The organism is Ezakiella sp., assembly GCF_034180565.1.
GTDB lineage: Bacteria > Bacillota > Clostridia > Tissierellales > Peptoniphilaceae > Ezakiella.
Genome location: NZ_JAXFOB010000017.1, coordinates 41786 through 63928 on the forward strand (window position 1 = coordinate 41786; position 22143 = coordinate 63928).

A 22143-nucleotide genomic window follows, 5' to 3' on the forward strand; every position below is an offset into this window, starting at 1 on the left:
ATTGGCACTGCCATTTATATAAATTTACTATGAGGAGGAGAACTTATGAAAAATTATAAGTCCGTACTATCATTCGTACTAGCTATAATGATGGTATTAACAACAATGAGTCCGCTAGGAAATATTGCTAAAGCAGATTCTGAAAAAGACAGATTTCTTTTAGAAGTCTCGGATTTGAAGTCAGATGTTAAGACAGCTGTCGCAAGCGTTCAAGACATCGAACCTTCAAACGAAGACGAAAAAGACATTCTTGACAAGTATCACGAAGCAGCAGACAGCATTAACAGGGAACTCGAAGTAAGCGAAGAAAGAGTTAATGGAGCAGTTGGATTAGGAGATTCAGTTTATGATCTCACAACTATCCCGGTAAGAGTTCAATTATTAATCAGAATTGGACGTGCAATCAGATTTGCAACAACAGAATTATCAAACAAAGTTGTTGCAGCACACACAAAGATTACAGAATATATATTAACAGGTATTCTATATGTACTCAATCCATTTGCAAGTGAAGGACAAATCATGGAATATATCGACAGATTTGAACCACTTCAAGAAGAATTGCTTGCATATCCTGATTTAAGACCTGAAGATATTGCTACAATCTATAAGAAAGCAGCTTTCAACAGAGAACTTAGAGAAGCTAGACGCGTTTACAACAGCTGTAACCAAATCACAAAACAATTCAGAGCAAAACCGCTTCTTGAAGCAATCAAAGAAGGACAACGCATGTGGTGGAGAGTTGACGTAACTTGCGGCGAACTCGACGCTCAAATCGCAAAAGTTCACGAACAAATGGAAGTTATCACAGGACCTAAGATCAGAGTTGAAAGAATCGAATTCATGGAAGGTGAAGCAGGATATATCGCTCTTGACAAAAAGACAAGAATCAGACCTGTTATTTTCCCACATGAAGTAAAGAATAAAGATGTTATCATGTATACATCAAATCCTTACATTGCTAGAGTAAGTGCAGGAGAAATCATTCCTGAAAAAACAGGTTCAGTTGAAGTTATTTGTATCGCAAAAGACAACAACGTAAAAGCAACATTCACACTCTACATTGTAGAACCGGGTGGATATATGGACGGTATGCCACCGCTTCAACCAACAGGAAACAACTATGCATTTGATATGGACCCGACACCTGGTGACGAAGACTTACCACCTATCTCAAATGACAAGACGGAAGTAACAAGCGTTGACTTCGTAGTTGATAAGGTAAAGGTTGAAGAAGGAAGTTCAGTTGATGTTTCTTCAAAGACACTTGTATTCCCTACAGAAGCAATCAACAAGGATTTAACTTACACCTCAGAAAACGAAACAATCGCAGTTGTTGACAAATATACAGGACTTGTAGAAGCAAAGAGACCTGGAAAAGTTAACATCTTTGCACACAGCAATAACGGAAAAATGGGATCTATTCTTGTAGAAGTTACAGAAAAAGCTCCTGAAAACGATATCAGAATCGTTAACATCACAAACTCAGAAAGAAAAGCAGGAATCTTTACAGTTGAAGTAGAAGCTACAAACAACGGAAATCCTTACAGAGGATATGTAAGATTCGATGTTTCAAACGGAAAGAAGACAATCACAAGAACTGTTTATATGCAAAATGGAACAGCATCTGTTAAATTTAACGGATTCAACTTCGGCGTATGGACAAAGGACTTCAATGCAAAGGTTCGCATTGGAAACATAGTTGAAGAACACAACTTCAGCTTCAAATAATAAAAGGAGAAAATTATGAATAAAAAGTTTTTATCAATCACATTAGCAGGATTTATGGCAGTCGGTAGTTTACTACCTACAGTGACAAACGCAGCTCTCATCGATGACGACGCTCCGGAAGTAGAAGAAGATCTGACAATCAACGACCTTGAAACATACAAAAGAAAGGTTCAAGCAGTTAAATCAGAAGCAAAACAATTGACACCGCACAACAAAGAAAACGTTAAGATGCTTAACAACTTCGACGAAAAGACAGATGAACTCGAAGTAAGCATTGAAAAATCATTCGAAGCACAAGGTATGGGACTTGGATTCTCACAAATCTACGACCTATCTTCAATCCCACAAAGATTGATGCTCGTTGGAAGACTTTGCGTAGCTATGAGATTTGCTACAACAGCTTTAAGATATAAAGTTGACCAAGCACACGTAGAAATCGCTGAATACGTTTTCCAAGGACTCGTAATTGCAGTAAGCCCATTCCACACAGTTGACGACATGAAAGCTTACATGGCTGAATTCGAAGCTTTGAAAGCAAAGTTAATCGGATATCCTGATTTAACACAAAACGATACAGCAAACCTCTATGTAAGAACAGACCTCGATGCTAAACTTCACAAAGCAAGATTCCTCTACATGAACGACCTCAAAGAAGCTCCGGATTATGTATTGGACGAACTCAACAAGGTTATCAGAGAAGTTACAAGAATCAGACTTCAACCACAAAGAACAGTTGCAGAAATTTACCAAGCAGAAGACATGCTTGACGCAGCTGTAGGTAAAGCTTATTCACAACTTCAAACAGACCACAGAGCAACAAAGACAGAAATCGAAGACCTCAAAGAAATGAGACGTGCTGCTAAGAAGGCAAGAAGACAAGGAGATAAGAGAAAAGAATTGGGCGACGTTATCGACGCATCATACAAACTCATCATGTCAATCAGACCATCAAGCAACAAAGTTCAAGAAATGATCGATTCTATCAGAATGATCTTAAACATGGGACCAAGAATGTAATTTAATTACAGAATATATAAAATAAGACTCACATTTGTGGGTCTTATTTTTCTTTCTATTTTAAGGTAATTGATGTATAATACTCGTATACGGAGGAAATTATGGATAAATTAATCATTGCAAGTGTGCTTTTTATATTGACATATATATTTATGATAAAATTTGTAAATCATAGACCGCTTGTCGTTGGCATAAGCGCACTGATTTTTGTTGTTTTAAACATCGTACCGATAAAGTCGGTCCTAAGTGTAATTGACTATAACGTACTTTTAATGATTGCGGGTACTATGGGACTTGTTTCCCTCTTTTCGGAAAGCTTGATGCCGACAAGACTCGCCGATTTAATTATAAACAGATTCAAAGACATCCGACTCATAATAATCGTGCTATCGCTCTTTGCGGGCGTTGTGAGCGCATTTATCGACAATGTTGCGACAGTGCTTATGATTGCACCGGTTGCGATAAGTCTAGCTAAAAAACTCAATATCTCGCCGGTAAAAATGATTATTGCGATTTCAATTTCGTCAAATCTTCAAGGCGCCGCAACTCTTGTCGGCGATACCTCGTCGATCCTTCTCGGTAGCGCACTCGACATGACTTTCTTTGATTTCTTTGTATACAACGGAAAGATGGGAATGTTTTTTATAGTGCAAATCTCTGCGCTCATTTCGACGATTTGTATCTATATTGCCGTGCGAAATCTAAAGGGTAAAGTTGACAAAATTGAAGTGACAAAAGTTAAGGACATGGTCCCGACATATCTTTTAATTGCAATGCTAGTGCTATTGATTGCAGCATCATTTATCCCTTCGGATAAAAAGATTCCGATTTTAAACGGGCTAATCTGCGTCTCGCTTGCTCTTGTAGGAATTATATATTATCTTTTGAGATACAAGGACAAGGCGGTTATAAAGCGCGTTATAAGCGAAATCGACTACAACACGCTTCTTCTTCTCGCTGGACTCTTTATAATAATTTCGGGCATTGAAAATGCCGGAGTTATCGACGAAGTTGCAAAACTTTTCGTAAAACTATCGGACAAACCGTTTCTATTATACACGGCAATCGTTTGGGGCAGCGTTTTAATAAGCGCATTTGTCGACAACATCCCGTATATTGCGACAATGCTTCCGGTGCTTTTCGTCATTTCTGCACAGGTGCCGTTTGATATGACCGTTTTTTATTTCGGACTTTTAAGCGGAGCGACACTCGGGGGAAACATCACTCCGATCGGCGCATCTGCAAACATCGCCTCTTTGGGAATACTTCGAGAAAACGGACACGCTGTTTCAAACAAGGAATTTATGCAAATGAGTGTGCCGTTTACACTTACGGCGGTTTTTGTGGGATATATACTCGTTTGGTTTATCTATAAATAATTATGTAAGAATACCCTCTTTGTCGGTAAAATGACGAGGGGGTATTTTATTGAGTTGGAGAGAGTAAATTCGCAAGTAGCATTTAAAATAAAAAAGAGACTTCTATTTTTATAGCCTCTTTATAAAATATTTTCTTAATTAAATTTTTAATGCTGCAAAGATTTATATTTTCAAAAAATTTTACATATTTTTCGCATTAAAGCTCTTTCTCAAAAATTTCTTCGGGACCGATATAATATAAGTCCCGAAAATTTATTCTAAGTCCCGACTCGAGAGCTAAAATCAGATTTATATCGTCAAATTTCTTAAATTTGTCTTCGATTTCCAAATATTTTCCGCCGGATTTTATTTCGTCTTTCTTAAAATATTTTATTTTTATTCTTTCATTTATCTCATTTTCAATCAAAAAATTTATCCTGCGCTCCAAAATTGCAATTTCGTCGCTTGAAAGCACGCGCTTCTTTTCGGTGAGCCGTCCCGTCTCCGAAACAGCGGCGGCATATCCCGTGAGGGCGGCAAAAGGCGCAAATTGTGCTGCACGATTTAATCTCGACATATGCTCTCTGTTTTTCGTTTCCGGGCGCGCAAGATTTATAATATCGTCGTAATTTTCCGTCATGACCGATGTCCTCCGATTTCGCAGTTTCTCTCCATCTGCCTTGCGCCTTCTAAGAGATTCATACCCTTTAAAACGGAATTTTTTCCGTATTTTTTCTTTATCTAGAGCATCGCTTTTTGGACCTTTTCTTCCTTTTTAAGTTTTTCGTCGAGCAAGGTGTCTTTTTTATCGAACGCGCTGAAAAGATTTAGCTGATTTATGACGCCTGAGTCGTCAGCGCTTCCTTTTTTTACAATGTCACATGCGACAATATACATCTTTCGTACATATAGAGTCGGGTCTACGATTTTTCTGAAAAGCTCCTCCGTTTTTTCTCGCAAAATTCTTGTAGAAGAAGTGTTGAAGTCGAGATTTATGGTGCCGTGCGAATCCTTCGGTGCCATTCTTCCGTACGAATCCGTCTTTTTCTCGCCCGTGTAAATTTGTCCGTGATTTTCAAGATTACTCGTGTCATATTTTACGGTGAGTGTGAGTTTTTTCGTGACGAGATTTTCGGAGACCAAGTCATAGGAAACCGCTTCCGCCATCTCCTTTATAATCGTGAGCGCATCGTTAAAAACTGTCGGCTCCGGCAGAACTTGTCCGCTCGAAATGCTTCTTTTTTGCGGGCGATATGATTTTATGTCGGAAATTTCGCACGGCTCATAGCCCCAGGCGTGGTCGATTAAAAGCTCCGCATTCACACCGAACTCCTTGTAGAGCTTGTCTGCACTCCCGATTGAAAAGCGCGCAATATCGCCCATGGTGAAGAGCCCGAATTTTTGAAGGCGACGGCTGTAGCCTTTTCCCAAACGCCAAAAATCCGTGAGCGGCATATGCCCCCAAAGTTCACGACGATAGCTCATCTCGTCTAAAATCGCAATGCGCACTCCGTGTTCGTTCGCAGTTTTGTGTTTCGCCAAAATATCCATCGCGACTTTCGCAAGATAGAGATTTGTGCCGACGCCGCCCGTCGCTGTGATGCCCGTTGTGTTATAAATATCCAAAATAATTTTTGAAATAATCGTCTCCGCATCGGCGTCATAAAGCTTCAAATAGTCGGTTATGTCTATGAACACCTCGTCAATCGAGTAGACGTGGATATCTTCGGGTTTGACCCATTTTAAGTACACTTTGTAAATTTCGGTGGAGGTGTGAATGTATTTCGACATTCTCGGAGGGGCAATGATATAGTCGAGTTTAAGTTCCGGATTTTTATTGAGCTCGTCAATAAAGACCGAAGAGCCGGTGAACTCGCGTTTAAGCCTGTATCTTCGATTTTTATTTATTTCATCCACATCGCGAATCACTTCAAAAAGGCGCGGTCTCCCCGGCACGCCGAGACTTTTAAGAGACGGTGAAACAGCAAGGCAGATTGTCTTTGAAGTTCTCGATTCATCCGCAACGACGAGATTTGTCTTTAGAGGATCGAGCCCCCTTTCGACGCATTCGACCGATGCATAGAATGATTTTAAATCTATTGCAAGATATTTTCTTTCCATAAAAATCCCTCCTATGTTATTATAACACAAATTTCATAAAAATAACATAGGAGTGCAATTTAAAATCGTTATTTTATTTTAAAAACTTTCTTAATGAGTTCAACACTTGTTTTTCCGGGATATCTCATATTAAAATCGGGCCATTTCTTTTTCACAAGCACACTTTTTTCGCGGGCAAATGTTTTAAAAGTATATTCCCCGTGATATGCTCCGATGCCGGACTCGCCCATTCCTCCGAAAGGAAGGTCGCCGACCATATGACTCATCGTGTCGTTTATCGATGCGCCGCCGAACTTCATACGACCCGCAATTTCAGTCGCCTCTTTTTCGGAGCCGAAAATATAAAATGCGAGCGGCGTTTTTTGACTCTTTATATAGTCGAGCGCTTTCTCCTTGTAGTCGTACGGAATGATCGGAAGAATCGGACCGAAAATTTCACGACTCATTAAAGGAGAATTGAGATCGGTTATAACAACTGTCGGTTCGATTTTGAGTCTCCTGTCGTCCCTCTTAAACTTCACATCTTCACTTTCGAGTGTTTCGACAAGTCTTCTGTAATCATTTTCAGAAATAATCTTTCCGAGATTTCGTGAAATTGTCGGATTATCTCCATAAAATTCGCGCACATATTTTAGAATTTTTAGCCTGAGCTCCCGCTCCTTTCCTCTAGGGCACATGCAGTAATCGACGGCGACACAGGTTTGCCCTGCATTTAAAAACTTGCCGAACGCGATGCGCCGTGCTGCCAAATCGAGATCCGCAGAGTCGAGAAGAAATGCGGGGCTCTTTCCGCCGAGTTCAAGCGTCACGGGAACCATATCGCGCGCCGCCTTCTCATAAAAAAGTCGACCGGTTTCAAGTCCGCCCGTGAAAAAAATATAATCAAATTTTGTGCTTAAAACTTCCGCATTCGATTCACCGCCGAAAATCACACGACAAATATAATCCGGAAAAACATCTTCCACAATCTTTTTAATCACGCGCGACGTGTTTATGGACTTCGACGATGTTTTTAAAGTGACCGTGTTTCCGGCGGCAATTGCGCCGATTAGAGGAATCATTGAGAGATTAAAAGGATAGTTCCAAGGTGACACGATTAAAACGTGGCCCCACGGCTCAGGATAAATAAAACTTTTGCTTCTGAAATTTAAAATTGTATTTCTGACTCGCTTCGGTTTTCTATATCTCTTTAAATTTTTTATCATAGAGCGCAGCTCTTTTAAAACCATGCCGGTCTCCGTCATGATTGCCTCTTCTCTCGACTTCCCGAGGTCCAAAAAAAGCGCTCGAGAAATTTCGCTTTCGTTTAAAACAATCTCATCTTCAAGCGCTATAAGTAAATTTTTTATATCTTTTGTCTTCATAAAAACTCCCGACTACTCCAAATGCGGAGCTGTGCGTTTAACGATAATTGCGTTAATAACAAGTTCGACGACAAATGAAATCACACTTATAATAGCGAGGTTTGAATTCGCTTGAACATTAAAAGTAAACACATAAGCATAAATCATCCAGCAAACAAACAGTATGAGACCGCTTACGAGAGTCCAATATCCGCGCAGCAAATTCGAAATTTCGATATTCTTTTCGTTGTGAAGCTCCGTCGGCAGCGTAAACTCGCTCACCTTATGAAAACCGTCTTTCTTTGTCGTTCCGTAAAACTCCTTATTTAATCTGCTTCGAAAAACGAGCACACCTCTTATAATCATCAATATTGGCAAAATCGCCGGTAAAATTATCCAAAAATATTGCATAGAATCCCTCCTTTTATATATATACCCAAATCGCGCGGTTCGCATAAACAAAAACCGCAATATGCAATCGCATACTGCGGTAAATTTTAAAACATATTTTCAAACAGTGAGATTAGCCATTTGTTATTCTTTTTTATGAATCTGACGGTTGAGACGTCGGAGTCCTTGTATTCTTCGCCCATCATTTTGTATTCCATTTTCATTTCAAAGTCCGCCCAGGCTTCTTTTTTGTCGTCGGAGAATTGGAGCGTTCCGGGGACGATATCAACGTCAACGTCTATGTCAACCATTGTGTCCTTCAAATTTTTTAGAGCGTTTAGAGATCTCATATCCCCGTCGCTGATTATTCGCTCGAGAGAATCCGGATCATAAACTGTGTATTTTGCCATTTTCTTTACATCAAAATCAAAAAGTGCGTCTACAAAGTCGTCGACTATGTCTTCCGCTTTTGATTCAGTGAGTTTTCCACCGCCGAAGATGCAGGAGCCCATTTTGAACAATACAAATATTAGGAGCAGTCCTAAAACTCCGAGAGCTACATATTGGATGATTTTTTGGTTTGACGGTTTCTTTATCGCCGCTTCGATTTTACCGTCGCCGCTACCAACGTTTACATTGTCGTCGAAAGCATATCCGCAAGTTGTACAGAATTTTGCATCTTTTTTGCATTTTGCGCCGCATTTCGGGCAAACTTTAAATTCGCTTGTCTCTTCGATTTTTTCTCCACAGTTCGTGCAGAATTTTGCACCGTTCGGGAGTTCTTGTCCGCATTTTTTACAAATCATAGTATTCTCCTTTCATATAAATTAATTATAACATAATATTGAAAACTTTTCAATATATATTAGCACGATATATTATTACATTATAAAATATGATATAATCTATATGAGGTGCAGTATGAATAAGATTTCAATGAAAAAATTAATAACCATACTAATGGCAAGCTTTATTTTAAAAGTCATTCTATATATTACTATTTTAAAAATAGATTTTATTCCAATTATAAATAATGTAATTACGGTTTTTATTTTTGCGCTTCTTCCGATTTTAGATGCAATCTTAATAGGCTATATGATTAACGAATTTAAACGAATGTATTTAAAAATTATTTTTGCAATTGTCGCAATTCTACTTGTTCTTTCGGTGCCGTATTTGGGCATCGTTGGACTTTTAAGCTTAAGAGAGCCGCAAGGAAACTTTTATTTTGACGATTCCAAGTATTATATTTTTGACATCGGAATTTCAGATCATATATATGAATTTTACGAGGTTAAAGATAAGATTTTCATGAAAAAATTCAGGAACAAGATGTTCCTGAAAAGTTTAGAGATTATTTAAAAATCGAGGACGAAAAATCCCGCGAAATAATTGAAAGCATTATAAAAATTTACGAATAAATTTTATTCCATAACTTTTTTAAATACTTCACCGATTTTTTCGTCGATGACAAGATCGGCATCGCGGTCGGCGATTGTCGGCGTCATATTTATCACCACAAGATGTTTGCCTCTGAAGTAGTTTATAAAGCTTGCGGCAGGGTAGACGACGAGGCTTGTGCCGCCGATTATAAGAGTGTCCGCCTTACTTATGGAGTCGATTGCACCGAACATCATGTCGTTTGGAAGCGCTTCTTCATAAAGCACGACGTCAGGTTTTATGACACCGCCGCAGTCGCAAAACGGAATGCCGCCTTCGTAGTATTTTTTGAGCGCGTCTTCGAGATTGTAAAACTTGTGGCACTTTTCACAGTAATTTCTGTGAACGGAGCCGTGAAGTTCATAAACGGTTTTACTTCCCGCAATTTGGTGCAGTCCGTCTATGTTTTGCGTGACGACGGCTTTAACCTTTCCTTCGGCTTCGAGCTTTGCAAGCGCGATATGCGCAGCGTTCGGCTTTGCATCCGGAAAGACCATATTGTTGAAGTAGAATTCAAAAAACTCTTTCGGAATTTTTTTGTAGTATGTGTGGCTCACGACTTGTTCGGGCGCAAGATTTGAGTTTAATATTTTCGAAAAAACTCCGTTGCTGCTTCTGAAGTCCGGAATGCCCGACTCGGTCGAAACGCCGGCACCTCCGAAGAAAACAATATTTTTGGACTCGTCTATAATCTTTTTTAATTCATCAATTTTACTCATGATATCTCCTTTCTATATTTGTAAAAAATATGTTATAATATATTTAAAAGGGAGGATTTATTATGTCAGATTTTAAAGGTGGTCTTTTGGACTATGTTCTAAGAATTATCGTCGGCTCGCTTTTGACAATTGTAACTTTCGGGATAATGTATCCGTGGGCTGTTTGCCTTTTGTATAAATGGCAAATCAACAACACGTATATCGACGGACACAGACTTGAATTCAACGGAACCGCAACCGGACTTTTCGGAAATTGGATTAAATGGTGGTTCTTCACATTAATCACATTCGGCATCTACGGATTTTGGGTATTTATAAAACTCCGTCAATGGAAAATAAGACACACAACAATGGTAAGCTAAAAGGCTTGCCTTTTTTATTTTATTTGTTTGTCATCGAGATTCACCTTGATGAGCTTTAGCATTAGCCCCTTCATCTTCCAAATCTCGCGCAGATTGTATTTGAGCTTCGAGCCCCAGTTCGAGGTAGTGATGACGTCGCCCTTTGCACCGGTTATTGTGACCCAATGATACGAAAGCTCCTTGTTTCGGTTGTTATAGTTAAGCATTATAATAAAACCGCCGCTTCTAATCACATCATTTATATACCATCTGAATCCCTCATATGTATAGGGGTTAAAAATTTCCGTGGAAAGCGGAAGTTCATATAAAAGTGCAATTTCGTTGAGCGCATTTTCGAGTCTCTTTGCGCTGTATATGCCGGCGAGAGAGGGCTTTATAATATTGTATGCGAGCTTTAAAATCTCGCAATATTCAGCGTCGCTGTAGTAATAAACAACATTTGAAATTGCGGCAAGACCGCATGCGCGATTTCTGAAAAACTCATTGACGCCGAAACTCTTGAGCCATTCTTGATGCCCTCCATAATATTCCATTCCATTGTAAATAACATTAAAATTTCCTCTCATAACTTGCCTCCACCTTTAATATACCCATTTTACGACACAATTATTGCAACAAAAAAACGGAGATTTCTCTCCGCTTAATTTTATAGTGATTGTGCAGCTGTTAAATACGAAAGTGCAACCACATCTTCGGTTGAGCAACCTCTTGAAAGGTCGTTTACCGGAGAATTGAGTCCTTGAAGAATAGGTCCGATTGCTTCGAATCCGCCCATTCTTTGAGCAATTTTGTATCCGATATTTCCGGCTTCGAGGCTCGGGAAAACAAATACATTTGCGTGTCCTGCAACAGGGGAACCCTTTGCCTTTGTTTCGCCGACTTTCGGAACAAATGCCGCGTCAAATTGAAGTTCGCCGTCGACCACAAGTTCAGGTGCTTGTTCTTTGATAAGTTTCAAAGCGTTTGCAACCTTGTCGACTTCTTCGGATGAAGCGCTGCCTTTTGTTGAGAATGAAAGAAGAGCAATTTTCGGTTCTTCGATTCCGAAAGATTTTGCAGTGTCGTATGAAATAATAGCATTTTCAGCGATATCTTCAGATGTCGGAGCGATATTTATTGCGCAGTCCGTGAAAATATATCTTTCCGTTCCCTTCATCATAACGAAAACGCCGCTTGTCTTTTTATACGGTTTTTTCATTTTGATAATTTGAAGAGCAGGTCTGACAGTGTTTGCTGTGCTGTGGCATGCTCCGGAAACAAGTCCGCTTGCCTTTTTCATATAAACGAGCATTGTGCCGAAATAGTTTTTATCTTCCAAAACCAATTTCTTTGCGCCTTCCGCATCGATTTTTCCTTTTCTTCTTTCTACAAAAGCATCGACCATTTCAGTGATGTCATAGTCGTGAACATTGATTGTTGTGACGCCTTCGATTTCTTCTCCGTCAGTCAAAACAATCGGCTCGATGATGCCTTCTTTTTTTAGAATTTTTGCAGCTTCTCTGACTCTTTCGTCTTCGCCTTCAGGCAAAATGATTGAAGCATTTTTACCCTCGAGCTTTTTCTTTAGTTCGTCAATTAGCATTTCTTACCTTCCTTTTTTTCCGGTGATCAAATTTATGATTGCGATGAGTATGCATGCACCAATAACGCCTGCAAGTAAGTCATAAATGACTCCGCCTTCCGACTTTGAGATAATCATGCCTAGGATCCATCTTCCGACAGCTCCGCCCAAAATACCTGCGATGATATTTTTTAGCCATCCCATTTCAGCATTCTTATTCATAAATATTGATGCAAGCCATCCTGCAAGTGCACCGATTATAATTGAATAAATCATATTTCGTACCTCCTCACTTTTTTATACCCTTTTCACATTTCTTTAAACAATTTTTAGTCAGATGTGTCGGTTAAGATTTTAAAAGAACGGAGATTTTTTAAAGATTTTAATTTTCGGTTTGTCGAAAAATTGAATTGCATCTTCCGTAATTACTTCACCCGGAAGAATTAGTGGAATTCCCGGCGGATACGGCATGATGTAGTCGACTGAAACTTTTCCGACAGCATCTTCGACGTCTTCCAAATAGAAGTCTGCATCAAGCGCATCGCAAATGTCCAGTTGCACTTCAGGTATTTGAATCTTCGGCGGATTTTGCACCACCGGATGCGGTTCGACTTCTGCGGCTGCTTCTTTTAGAGCTTGCACGAGTTCGTGATAGTCGGATTCAATATTACCTATGCCCGCATAGAAGTCGATGTGCATTTCGTCGCACATTTCGGAGTCCATATCCTTTTTGTCAAAGAGATATTTTGCGAACTCACGTCCGTTTATGAGTTTCGACGTGTCCACAATAATCTTCAGCGGATCTTTGCATGGGTCTTTAAGACAGCTGAGTCCCGGGATTTTATTTATCTCGTCGGCTGCTTCATTTGCCCATCTTATATTATCTTCCAAAACTTCCTTTCCACCTTCGGTCATAAATGCGGCGGAGAGCTCGTTTGAAAGGGTTATTAAATAGTTCGGAGATGTCGTTTGGTAAGTGGTGATACATCTCATAAGTTCTTCGGTGTCAACTCTGTTGGAGCAAACGTGAATCATATTTGCGCTTGTGAGTCCCAAAAGCGTTTTGTGCGTTGAGTGAACGACGATGTCTGCTCCCGCATGAACTGCAGAAAGAGGCAGATTGTCGCTGAAAGGGAAGTGTGCACCGTGTGCTTCGTCAACGATTAGAAGGACGCCGTGTTTGTTGCAGATATCCACGATTTTTTGAATATCGGTCGTGTATCCGAAGAATGTCGGATTTGTCACGATGACGAGTTTCGGGTCGGTTTCAATAATTCTTTTTTCAACTTCTTCCGGCGTTACATTTCTGTCGACAGTGTCCTTTACCTCCGGCAAAATGTAGTCGAGCTCGAGCCTTCTTATTGCGGCTGCTCTGTAAACGCAGACGTGACAGTTTCTCGAAACCAAAATCTTATCGCCCGGAAGGGTCAAGGCTGTAACTGCTGCAATCATTGCACCGCTTGTACCGTTGATGGTATAGTAGGTCTTTTTTGCACCGAAAATTTCGGCGGCTCTTTCCTGTGAGCGCATAATGATGTCAACAGGGTTGTTTAAATTATCTGTGTCATATGTTTCCGTTGTGTCGGCGGAAAGGTTAAGTCCTTTTAAATAACCGAAATCGCGTCCTTTGTGCCCTGGCATAACGAACCAATTTCTCTTTCTTTGTGATTTTGCAATTAAGCAATTTAGTAGTTCTTTTTTCATACAAACCTCCAATAAAAATTAAGACAAAAATAGCAGGACAATCCGGCCAATTTCTCTTCGGGTGGAAAAGTATCCTGCTTTAGAATCGTTCAAGCTCATTTTTCTTATATAGTTCACGATAAAAAATAGTAAGCATTGCAATGAATATTACACAAATCATTGCATAGTAAATAAATTCAGTTTTCGCCTTCGCCTTTAAAAAATAGCTGTTAACGATTTGCACGAGCTGCAGCAAAAACAAGCAAAGTGCGTAGTGTTGAAAATGTGCGTTTCTTTTGTAATATGAGTCGACCATAAGAATGAGCGAAATATAAAGTCCGCAAATTATAGACGGAATGACTCTGAGTCTTGGAAGTAAAAGCCCCGGCACATCTTTTGCGTAGTCGTTTTGAGGGAGTGCAACTAAAATAATTGAAAGCACGGTCAAAATCCAAACCACATTTTGTTGATTTTGATATCTCTTTTTGTTGAAATATGCAATATACATATAATAACTGAGAACATTCACAATCACAAAGAAAAGTGCGACCAAAAATCTGCTTATTCCAAGGACTAAAGGCAGCGCCTCATTTGGGGAAAAATAATTGTAAGCTCTCACAATAAACGCCTGTCCCGTGATAATTATTCCGATGACCGCAAGCACGCCCAAAATATAGTAGAACCTGCTCCAACCGGACTTTCTGAAAAAGTAGTTCGCCATATACGACAAAATACCCAAATAAAACAGGACAAATATTATTTTAAGAACTAAAAATAAAGTCGTCATAACCCACCTCAGGTACTCGGATATCCACAATCATCTTCAACTTTGCAGACACCTTATCTTTTACTTGGTTTAAATAATCATTTTCACCAATTAGGAAAAATGCTCCCCCGGCACCGCTCATTCTGAAGTTTTTATCAATAATCTGAAGGTGAAAATAAAAATCGCGCACCTTCGGATAATTTCTTAAAACCGGAAGAATAAGTGTGTTCGGTTCGTCTGAATCAAAATCAGATGGCTCCAAAAGAGTATAAATATTTTTAGAAATAACAGGTTCATCCATAACGACAAGCGCCTTTTTAAAAATGCCGTCGATTGCTTTTAGCTCGTCGCCTCTATTTGTTGCAAGTGCAAGCTTTCCGTCGATGAAAAAGGGAACGTCCATCCCGATTTCGGAGGCGATATTTAAAAGAGTTTTTCTCTCGAGTTTAAGATTGAAAAAATCATTCAGCCCCTTTAGAGTTTCGGCGGCATCGGACGAACCCGTCCCCATGCCAGAACCGATTGGGGTCATTTTTTTTAGCTCGATTGAAACACTCGGAACATGCACATGTTCACGCAGCTTTAAAAGCGTCTTCTCCACAAGATTCGGACCGGTTGAAACCATATTTGAAGTAAAACTGTCGGAAGCGCTCTTTGAAATAAAAATCTCGTCTCCGAAGTCGAACTCGCTCATAATTGTTTTTATATCATGGTAACCGTCATCTCTTTTTGAAATCACTTTTAAAAACAGATTTAGTTTTGAACTTGTCTTTATCTTCATATATCAATACCTTCTTAATATTATATCAAATTTTTCATATTTTTGCAAAAAAAAAGAATCGAAAAATTAATTTCGATTCCATGAATATAAACTCTATCTAAATTGAGCCAAGTCCGTTATTAATGCAACTTGCACATGCGACACATCCGATAAATCTTGCGCTTGTAAGAGCGATGCCCACAATAGAGATTATGAGTGCCGGAGTGGTGAGTTCATTTTTGCTGTTAAAGAATGCAATGATTGCAACAACGAGTGCAATTGCAGCAAGCACAAACGGAACAAATCTTGTGTCTTCGGCGAAATACCATAAAATGGAAGCTATGCCGAGCACAATTGAAACAATTGACATAACTTTATTATCTCTGTTCATATTATACCTCCTATAAAATATTCTTACCCTAAAATAAATAACTTCAATCAAAAACCCGAGCATAAACTCGGGTAGTAATTATCTGAACAAACTGTCAGGCGTGCTTGCAGGTAAAATAAAAACTTTAACTTTTCGTCTTCCGAATTGGAAACATTCCCAAACAGTATCCATAAATAAATCGATTCTCATTCCTTTGATTGCGCCGCCTGTGTCTTCGGCAATTGCGTAACCGTAGTCAGGATAATTCGGGTCGAGACTCTTTACATACAGCTTTGTGCCGAGAGGGATGACCCTTCTGTCGACAGCAACTGTGCCGCGTCTTGCTCTTGTGCCCGATGCGGTGATGCCGTAGCCTCTTTGTCCCGGTCTTTTTCCGGTTGAGAGCGGACCTGCTTCATATGCGGTCGCATTCATGACATAACTTCTTGTAGCGCTTCTTGTAATCGCTTCGACGCCCTTCATCGGCACCTTGACAATCTTGTCAATCGGCTCTTTTAGAACCTCTTCCTTGACAACGATGCTCGACTTTAAAACGCCGTTTACATATCTTTCTTTTTTGAAAACCTTGTTCAAACCGTTTACGCCTTCCCTAAGCACAACATCTTCTTTTTGCGCCGGGTCGGTTGAATTTTGCTCCAAAACTTCAAAAGGCTTTTCCTTCAAAGCTTCGGTAATCTTTTCAACGGTTCTGAAAACTGTAATCTTTCCATCTTGAGGCATTTGGTCTTCAGAAGGCAAAACAAAATCGTCTTTGCCGAGCTTTATTCCCAGATACTTCATAATTGCACCGACATTTTTGTTCGGCACCTTGACGGTCTTTTTTGTCTCTCCGTCAATAAGATTTATTTCGATAAGCGCCTCCGTGCTTACCGTTCCTGTTTTGTCGTCGATTTTTGTAATTCTATAATCGGGAAAATTCTTCTTAAAATAAGATTTAAGTTCGTCTTCTCCTTTCAAATCAACTTTGTTTTCTTTGCCATTCACGGTAATATTATAACTTTTAGCATCTGCTTTTATTGCGGAGAAAAAAATCATAAGGCATACCAGAATGCCATATAAAAATTTACGAGTCATAACTCCTCCTTACTTTTATACCTACAACAAAAATATTTTACCATTTTTTTACATACGTGTCAAATCAAATGCAATTAAACTTCTTCAAAACAAAAAAGACCCACATAAATGTGAGTCTTAAAAATCAGAAACTATCTGAAAATAATACTTGAAATCATCTTCAGCATTTCGTGGACAGTTGCATTTTCTTCAAAGTCCATATCCTTGAAATCGCCCGAAATCATAATCATAAGCGCCGGATATGCCTTTTCTTTCGCCTTTATATCTTCATTAAAAACGTCAGTTCTTATGTCCTCAGGTTTTAATGAAAGTTTTTTAAGGACGAGAGCCTTTGCAAGAGTTTCACGAGAAACAGGTGCGTCGAGAGTTTCTTTGTCGAAAATCTTTAAATCCTTAAATCTCTTCATCATCGCATCCGTATTTTCGTTCATATTTTCATAGAAAAGATACGAAAGATTGTAGAGAAGATCTCTGTATGTCGCAGTGTCGTCGTATGCCTTGTCGTCGAGAACGCCGAAACCTGAAATGACGGCGTCTTTAACTTCTGCGTCGTCCTCTTCGCCCTTCGGAGAAGTCAAATACTTTTCGTCGTCAGATCCGATTTTGCCGTCGGTTGCGCGAACCTTTTGAGATCTCATACCCGTGTCGATTGCATAAACAAGTCTCGTTTCCTTTATGTTTTCTCTGTTTTCATCAATTACAGGCAAAATATAAAGTCTGCATCCGAATCTTTCTTTCAGTCTTTCGAAAGCGTCGTCACTTGAAATCTTCTTGTCTTCGTGCTCAATGTCGCCCCAAATTCTCGTCAAAGAATAATTTGAAAGTCCGTCGGCGTTAAACGTGAGATAAATTGAATCGTCCGGCACATAATAATCTCCGAACTTTCTCATAAAATGCTTACTTATACGATAGCCCTCATCATCTTCATCGTCATCATCAAGAATTTCTTTGTACTCATCAAAGAACGGCAACTCATTTTTAATCTTTTCTACCCAAGGTGCAACTTTTGACTCGTCGGCTTTTCTTCCTTCGTTTCTGCCGTCCGAAGTATAGAATTGAGTAGGAATTAAATCGTCAGCCTTGATTGTTGCATTTGCAAAATAATAATTTTGACCCTTATTGTCGTCTCTAAAGTTAAAACTGTAATCGTAAAAATCGGTTCCATAAATCGGATTTAAATTTCCGGAGCGCAATTTTTTCTTGTCGAGATTAAAAAACGAAATAGCTTTTTCAAGTGCTTCTTCTTTTGTCTTCAAATTTTTAATCTTATCCTTTTCCTTAATTTCGCCTTCGCTCATCGAACTTTTTTCGACTTCGGCGCTTGCGTCCTTTGTGTTTCCGCCGTATAGCGCCATCCAATAGTCATACTTGACCTTTGAAAAATCCTTCGCATCGACGATGAGGCGTCTGTTCCAAGTGTAAAATGGAACATACTTTTCGTCAAAGGACTTCAGCAAATCAAGTCTTGCAGGATAAGCCTTTTTTATAGCTTCAAAAGCTTCGCCTTCGCCCTTAATTCCCGAAACGTCGACTTTCGCATCATATCTCAAAAACGCTTGCATCAAATCGGTCGAATCGACATTGTAGCAATTGCCGTCTTCCTTATTCAAATAAATTTGAACGACTGCACCGTAAACGCGTACACCGTTTGAATAAAGTCTGTATGTCAAACAATAATTTGAATCTGCGACTTCCAAATTTTCAAACTTGAGCTCGCTCTTCGGATAAAGCTTCTTCACGAGCGCATCCGCCGTCTTTATTGCGTCTTCCCTCGAAACGAGAGTCCTGTTGAATCTCTTGTAATCGTCAAGATTTTTACGGTAATTCAAAACATTTTCGTTAAAATCGAAAGTAATCCTTTCGCTCATGCTGTAATCGTCTGTCATATTCCAATTTATGGAAATAAAATTGTCGCCTACACTGCTGTTTACCTCGTCGTAATCCATACTTACGCCGAAAATCTCTCTCGCCTTAATCACATATTTGGATATATCCACATTTTCATCTTCCGTCGGAGCTTCAGCCTTTGCAAAAGTTGCAAACGATGAAAACACCATAAGTATTGAAATAATAATTGATAAAATTTTCATAAAAACTTCCCCCTTATTAATATATTATACCCACAATTCAATCATTTAAAATAATAATAAATAAAACTTGAAAAAGGAGTGCGAAAAAATGTATAATAGGAATAGAATAAAAAATCAGAGGAGGAAAAATGAGCGTAATAATACTTGACTTCAAAGGACAATATTCGCAACTCATCGCACGAAGAGTAAGAGACCTCGGCGTCTTCAGCAAAATATTGCCCGGCGATTCATCAATTGATGAAATAAAAAATGAAAAACCGGAAGCCATAATACTAACCGGCGGTCCGGACAGCGTCTACGAAAAAGATGCAATACACCCTGACGAAAAACTTTTTGAAATCGGAGTGCCGATTCTTGGAATCTGCTACGGAGCGCAACTCATGAGCTACATGCTCGGAGGAAACGTACAAAAAGCAGACCCGTCCGAAGCGGAATACGGAAAAGCAATTGCAAACTACGAAGACTCGCTTCTCTTTGACGGACTTAAATCCGGAGCAGTTTGGATGAGCCACACCGACTTCATCGACAAACTTCCTGAAGGATTTAAACCGATTGCAAAGACAAAAAACTGCAACACCGCAGCCATTGCCGACGAATCGAGAAAACTCTATGCAACCCAATTCCATCCGGAAGTAAATAACACCGAACATCAACAGGAAATATTTAAAAACTTCCTATTTAAAATAGCGAAAATCACCCCGAACTGGTCGAGCGAAGACTTCATCGAAAAATCCATCAAAGAAATACAAGAACAAATCGGTGACGGAAACGCAATTTTGGGCCTCTCGGGCGGAGTCGACTCATCCGTCGCGGCGGCGCTTGTAAGTAAAGCAATCGGCGACCGATTGACATGCATATTTGTCGACCACGGACTTCTTAGAATGAACGAAGCTGAAGAAGTTGAAAAAGTATTCAAAGAAAAATTTAACGTAAAATTCAAAAAAATAGATGCAAAAGACAGATTCCTTGAAAAACTTAAAGGTGTAACGGAACCTGAAAAAAAGAGAAAAATCATCGGCGAAGAATTTATTCGCGTATTTGAAGATGCGAAAAAAGACGCAAAAGATGCAAAATTCCTCGTACAAGGAACAATCTATCCTGACGTTGTTGAAAGCGGACTCAAAAAAGGCGACGTAATAAAATCGCACCACAACGTCGGAGGGCTTCCTGAAGACGTCGACTTCGAACTTGTCGAACCTCTAAGAATGCTCTTTAAAGACGAAGTTAGAACAGTCGGAAGACTCCTGGGGCTTCCAGACCACATGGTCGACCGCCACCCGTTCCCTGGACCGGGCCTCGCAATAAGAGTCATCGGAGAAATCACGGAAGAAAGACTCGACATCTTAAGAAGAGTCGACAAAATCTACATCGACATGCTCCACGAATACAACCTCTACGGAAAAATCTGGCAAGCATTCGCCGTCCTTCCTGACATCAAAACCGTCGGAGTCCAAGGCGACAAGAGAACCTACTCCTACCTCGCCGCCATCCGTGCCGTAAGAACGACCGATGCCATGACCGCCGACGCCTACCCTTTCGACCACGAATTCCTCGACGAAGCACAACGAAGAATCATCAACGGCGTCCCGGAAGTTAATAGGGTGGTGTATGATATTACCAGTAAACCGCCGGGAACTATTGAATGGGAGTAATTTGTGGTTAAAATTGCGAATTTTTGCAGTGTTCGACTTTTTCGTCACTGCGGCGTAGGTGAAACTACGCCTCATTCCTAAACATTCTGCACTTCGCGAAATAATTCCGTTTTATCTCGCAAATTAGACAGCGTTTTGGTATTAAAATGGGAATATTAATAAAAAAGAATAAGTTGAATAATAGTTCCAAGTGGTTTACATTTGGATAAAAAATCAGACCGTAGTTAAAAGCTGCGGTCTTTTTGCCTACATATTATGAGGATTAATTTATTTAGAGATCTTCAATGGCTACTTTTAAATGTAACAAATAATATAAACCGATTGCAAAAGCAACTAATAAAACGGGTGTTATTTACAAGAATGATATTGATTATATGAGAGAAAAAATAGAAAAATTGGCAAAAGAAATATGGGATATACATTCCCTATTATTAAACAGAACTAAATAGAATTATTTCCATAAAATATCTTAGACCTGTAAGAAGTTTTTAAAATATGATATAATATATTCAAATGAAATACCGATTTTCAAAATGACAAGGGAGAGAAATTTATGCAAAACTTTGGGAAAATTATTTTTAAAATAGACCAGGTTTTAGAAGAAAAAAATATAAGCAAAAACAAATTAGAAAAAGAAGCAAATCTTCAAAGGACACAACTTAATTCTTATTGTAATAATAAAGTCAAAAGAATTGACCTAGGAACCATAGCAAAAATTTGTTGTGTTCTTGAGTGTAAGGTTGAAGATATTATGGATTATGTAAGGTAATTAAATGAATAGATACGAAATAATAAAAAATAGGTAATATATATCAGATTGGTAACTCTGAATCAGGAGAGTTTAGTTATGTTCAAATACTTAAAACATTTGGTAAAAATATAAAAGATTAACAAATTGGGAGAAATACCGGATGCATTTATTTTAAAGGATGGAACACGATACAATAATATAACAATGCTAAAAAGTATCTAAATAAATTTCTAAAGTATAAATTTTTCGGTTAATGTGATTAACAATCCGCTGGAATAGATCGAAAAGCTAGTGTCTGCAATTATTAATAATACTACTATAGGATGTTTTTGAGGGGTTCGCGTCATAATAGCGATAGAGATATATAGTTATATAAATATAAGTAGTTCAAGATTTTTACTAAAGTTTAAAACTCGAAAAATTAATAGTTGGTGTGCTGCTTATAGTAATGATTATATAATGACTATTGTAAGGAGTACACTAGTATAAGGGGGAGTAAATTGTCAAAAATAAATAAAGAGCAAATTTCTGCTAATGGATTTTCAATTCAAGTTTATACTGAAGACTTTAAAAATGATTATATAAGCTTAACGGTTGTAGCAAAATATTAAAACACATATGATCCAAGATTTGTAATCCAAAACTGGATGAGAAATAGGAATACGCTTGAATTTATAGGATTGTGGGAAGTTTTAAATAATCCAAATTTTAACCGTGTGCAATTCGACACGTTTAGAAATGAGGCAGGACTTAATAGATTCACTATGACACCACAAAAATGGATTGATTCTACAAATGCTATTGGCATAATATAGAAGTCTGGGAGATATGGTGGAACCTATGCGCATTATGATCTTGCGATGGAATTTGCATCATGGATTTCACCAGAATTTAAGCTGTATATTATTCAAGACTATAAGAGACTTAAGTCAGA

The 22143-nt window shown here is 38.9% G+C and carries 21 protein-coding genes and 3 pseudogenes; 9 read left to right on the forward strand and 15 right to left on the reverse strand.

Going from position 1 to position 22143, the window contains the following annotated elements:
• The first annotated feature begins 45 nt into the window (after nucleotides 1-45).
• From SPI61_RS03775 to SPI61_RS03785, 3 genes are all read left to right on the forward strand, one after another.
• Nucleotides 46-1731 (forward strand): CAMP factor family pore-forming toxin, encoded by a 1686-nt coding sequence (locus tag SPI61_RS03775; RefSeq protein WP_321136785.1) that lies wholly within the window; start codon nucleotides 46-48, stop codon nucleotides 1729-1731.
• A 15-nt stretch (nucleotides 1732-1746) separates the two neighbouring features.
• The gene (locus tag SPI61_RS03780; protein WP_321136786.1) at nucleotides 1747-2748 is read left to right on the forward strand and encodes a CAMP factor family pore-forming toxin; all 1002 of its coding nucleotides are present in this window, start codon (nucleotides 1747-1749) and stop codon (nucleotides 2746-2748) included.
• 101 nt (nucleotides 2749-2849) lie between these two features.
• Nucleotides 2850-4127 carry an SLC13 family permease gene (locus SPI61_RS03785; RefSeq protein WP_321136787.1) on the forward strand — a complete coding sequence of 426 codons (1278 nt, stop codon included), beginning with the start codon at nucleotides 2850-2852 and terminating at the stop codon, nucleotides 4125-4127.
• A gap of 196 nt (nucleotides 4128-4323) precedes the next feature.
• Here SPI61_RS03785 and SPI61_RS03790 read toward each other — a convergent pair whose 3' ends face one another.
• From SPI61_RS03790 to SPI61_RS03810, 5 genes and pseudogenes are all read right to left on the reverse strand, one after another.
• Nucleotides 4324-4746: a hypothetical protein gene (locus tag SPI61_RS03790; protein WP_321136788.1), complete on the reverse strand. Its 423-nt coding sequence runs from the start codon at nucleotides 4744-4746 to the stop codon at nucleotides 4324-4326.
• Nucleotides 4743-6227: pseudogene (locus tag SPI61_RS03795) on the reverse strand (DNA methylase). The gene SPI61_RS03790 and the pseudogene SPI61_RS03795 overlap by 4 nt, the downstream one beginning before the upstream one ends.
• Nucleotides 6228-6295: 68 nt before the next feature.
• Nucleotides 6296-7591, reverse strand: a complete 1296-nt coding sequence (locus SPI61_RS03800) for an aldehyde dehydrogenase family protein (protein ID WP_321136789.1) — start codon at nucleotides 7589-7591, stop codon at nucleotides 6296-6298.
• Between the two features lie 12 nt (nucleotides 7592-7603).
• Nucleotides 7604-7981 carry a hypothetical protein gene (locus SPI61_RS03805; protein ID WP_321136790.1) on the reverse strand — a complete coding sequence of 126 codons (378 nt, stop codon included), beginning with the start codon at nucleotides 7979-7981 and terminating at the stop codon, nucleotides 7604-7606.
• A gap of 86 nt (nucleotides 7982-8067) precedes the next feature.
• Nucleotides 8068-8766 carry a zinc-ribbon domain-containing protein gene (locus SPI61_RS03810; RefSeq protein ID WP_321136791.1) on the reverse strand — a complete coding sequence of 233 codons (699 nt, stop codon included), beginning with the start codon at nucleotides 8764-8766 and terminating at the stop codon, nucleotides 8068-8070.
• A gap of 115 nt (nucleotides 8767-8881) precedes the next feature.
• Between SPI61_RS03810 and SPI61_RS03815 the strand changes: the two genes are divergently transcribed.
• The gene (locus tag SPI61_RS03815; protein WP_321136792.1) at nucleotides 8882-9322 is read left to right on the forward strand and encodes a hypothetical protein; all 441 of its coding nucleotides are present in this window, start codon (nucleotides 8882-8884) and stop codon (nucleotides 9320-9322) included.
• Between the two features lie 62 nt (nucleotides 9323-9384).
• Here SPI61_RS03815 and SPI61_RS03820 read toward each other — a convergent pair whose 3' ends face one another.
• Nucleotides 9385-10122, reverse strand: a complete 738-nt coding sequence (locus SPI61_RS03820) for an NAD-dependent protein deacylase (RefSeq protein WP_321136806.1) — start codon at nucleotides 10120-10122, stop codon at nucleotides 9385-9387.
• Nucleotides 10123-10181: 59 nt separating this feature from the next.
• Between SPI61_RS03820 and SPI61_RS03825 the strand changes: the two genes are divergently transcribed.
• Nucleotides 10182-10481, forward strand: coding sequence for a DUF898 family protein (locus tag SPI61_RS03825; protein ID WP_321136793.1), 300 nt, complete (start codon nucleotides 10182-10184; stop codon nucleotides 10479-10481).
• Nucleotides 10482-10495: 14 nt separating this feature from the next.
• Here SPI61_RS03825 and SPI61_RS03830 read toward each other — a convergent pair whose 3' ends face one another.
• The 9 genes from SPI61_RS03830 to SPI61_RS03870 form a co-directional block, all read right to left on the reverse strand.
• Nucleotides 10496-11047, reverse strand: coding sequence for a hypothetical protein (locus SPI61_RS03830; RefSeq protein ID WP_321136794.1), 552 nt, complete (start codon nucleotides 11045-11047; stop codon nucleotides 10496-10498).
• Between the two features lie 80 nt (nucleotides 11048-11127).
• A complete protein-coding gene (gene pta / locus SPI61_RS03835; protein WP_321136795.1) occupies nucleotides 11128-12063 on the reverse strand; it encodes a phosphate acetyltransferase in 936 nt (311 codons plus the stop codon).
• Nucleotides 12064-12066: 3 nt separating this feature from the next.
• Nucleotides 12067-12318, reverse strand: coding sequence for a GlsB/YeaQ/YmgE family stress response membrane protein (locus tag SPI61_RS03840; protein WP_321136796.1), 252 nt, complete (start codon nucleotides 12316-12318; stop codon nucleotides 12067-12069).
• Nucleotides 12319-12396: 78 nt separating this feature from the next.
• Nucleotides 12397-13746 carry an aminotransferase class I/II-fold pyridoxal phosphate-dependent enzyme gene (locus SPI61_RS03845; RefSeq protein ID WP_321136797.1) on the reverse strand — a complete coding sequence of 450 codons (1350 nt, stop codon included), beginning with the start codon at nucleotides 13744-13746 and terminating at the stop codon, nucleotides 12397-12399.
• A gap of 79 nt (nucleotides 13747-13825) precedes the next feature.
• Nucleotides 13826-14512 carry a hypothetical protein gene (locus SPI61_RS03850; protein ID WP_321136798.1) on the reverse strand — a complete coding sequence of 229 codons (687 nt, stop codon included), beginning with the start codon at nucleotides 14510-14512 and terminating at the stop codon, nucleotides 13826-13828.
• Nucleotides 14487-15272 carry a hypothetical protein gene (locus SPI61_RS03855; protein WP_321136799.1) on the reverse strand — a complete coding sequence of 262 codons (786 nt, stop codon included), beginning with the start codon at nucleotides 15270-15272 and terminating at the stop codon, nucleotides 14487-14489. Before SPI61_RS03855 ends, SPI61_RS03850 begins: the two co-directional genes overlap by 26 nt.
• Before the next feature lie 97 nt (nucleotides 15273-15369).
• On the reverse strand, nucleotides 15370-15642 hold the full coding sequence (locus SPI61_RS03860) for a hypothetical protein (RefSeq protein WP_321136800.1): 273 nt from the start codon (nucleotides 15640-15642) through the stop codon (nucleotides 15370-15372).
• Between the two features lie 78 nt (nucleotides 15643-15720).
• On the reverse strand, nucleotides 15721-16716 hold the full coding sequence (locus SPI61_RS03865) for a 3D domain-containing protein (protein ID WP_321136801.1): 996 nt from the start codon (nucleotides 16714-16716) through the stop codon (nucleotides 15721-15723).
• A gap of 131 nt (nucleotides 16717-16847) precedes the next feature.
• On the reverse strand, nucleotides 16848-18806 hold the full coding sequence (locus tag SPI61_RS03870; RefSeq protein WP_321136802.1) for a YcdB/YcdC domain-containing protein: 1959 nt from the start codon (nucleotides 18804-18806) through the stop codon (nucleotides 16848-16850).
• A 128-nt stretch (nucleotides 18807-18934) separates the two neighbouring features.
• Between SPI61_RS03870 and guaA the strand changes: the two genes are divergently transcribed.
• From guaA to SPI61_RS03890, 4 genes and pseudogenes are all read left to right on the forward strand, one after another.
• Entirely contained in the window at nucleotides 18935-20458 is a 1524-nt protein-coding gene (guaA, locus tag SPI61_RS03875) for a glutamine-hydrolyzing GMP synthase (protein ID WP_321136803.1), read from the forward strand.
• Nucleotides 20459-20728: 270 nt separating this feature from the next.
• Nucleotides 20729-20907, forward strand: a pseudogene (locus SPI61_RS03880) (mobilization protein); the annotation flags it as partial.
• 104 nt (nucleotides 20908-21011) lie between these two features.
• Nucleotides 21012-21227, forward strand: a complete 216-nt coding sequence (locus SPI61_RS03885) for a helix-turn-helix transcriptional regulator (RefSeq protein WP_321136804.1) — start codon at nucleotides 21012-21014, stop codon at nucleotides 21225-21227.
• 482 nt (nucleotides 21228-21709) lie between these two features.
• Nucleotides 21710-22143, forward strand: a pseudogene (locus SPI61_RS03890) (KilA-N domain-containing protein); the annotation flags it as partial.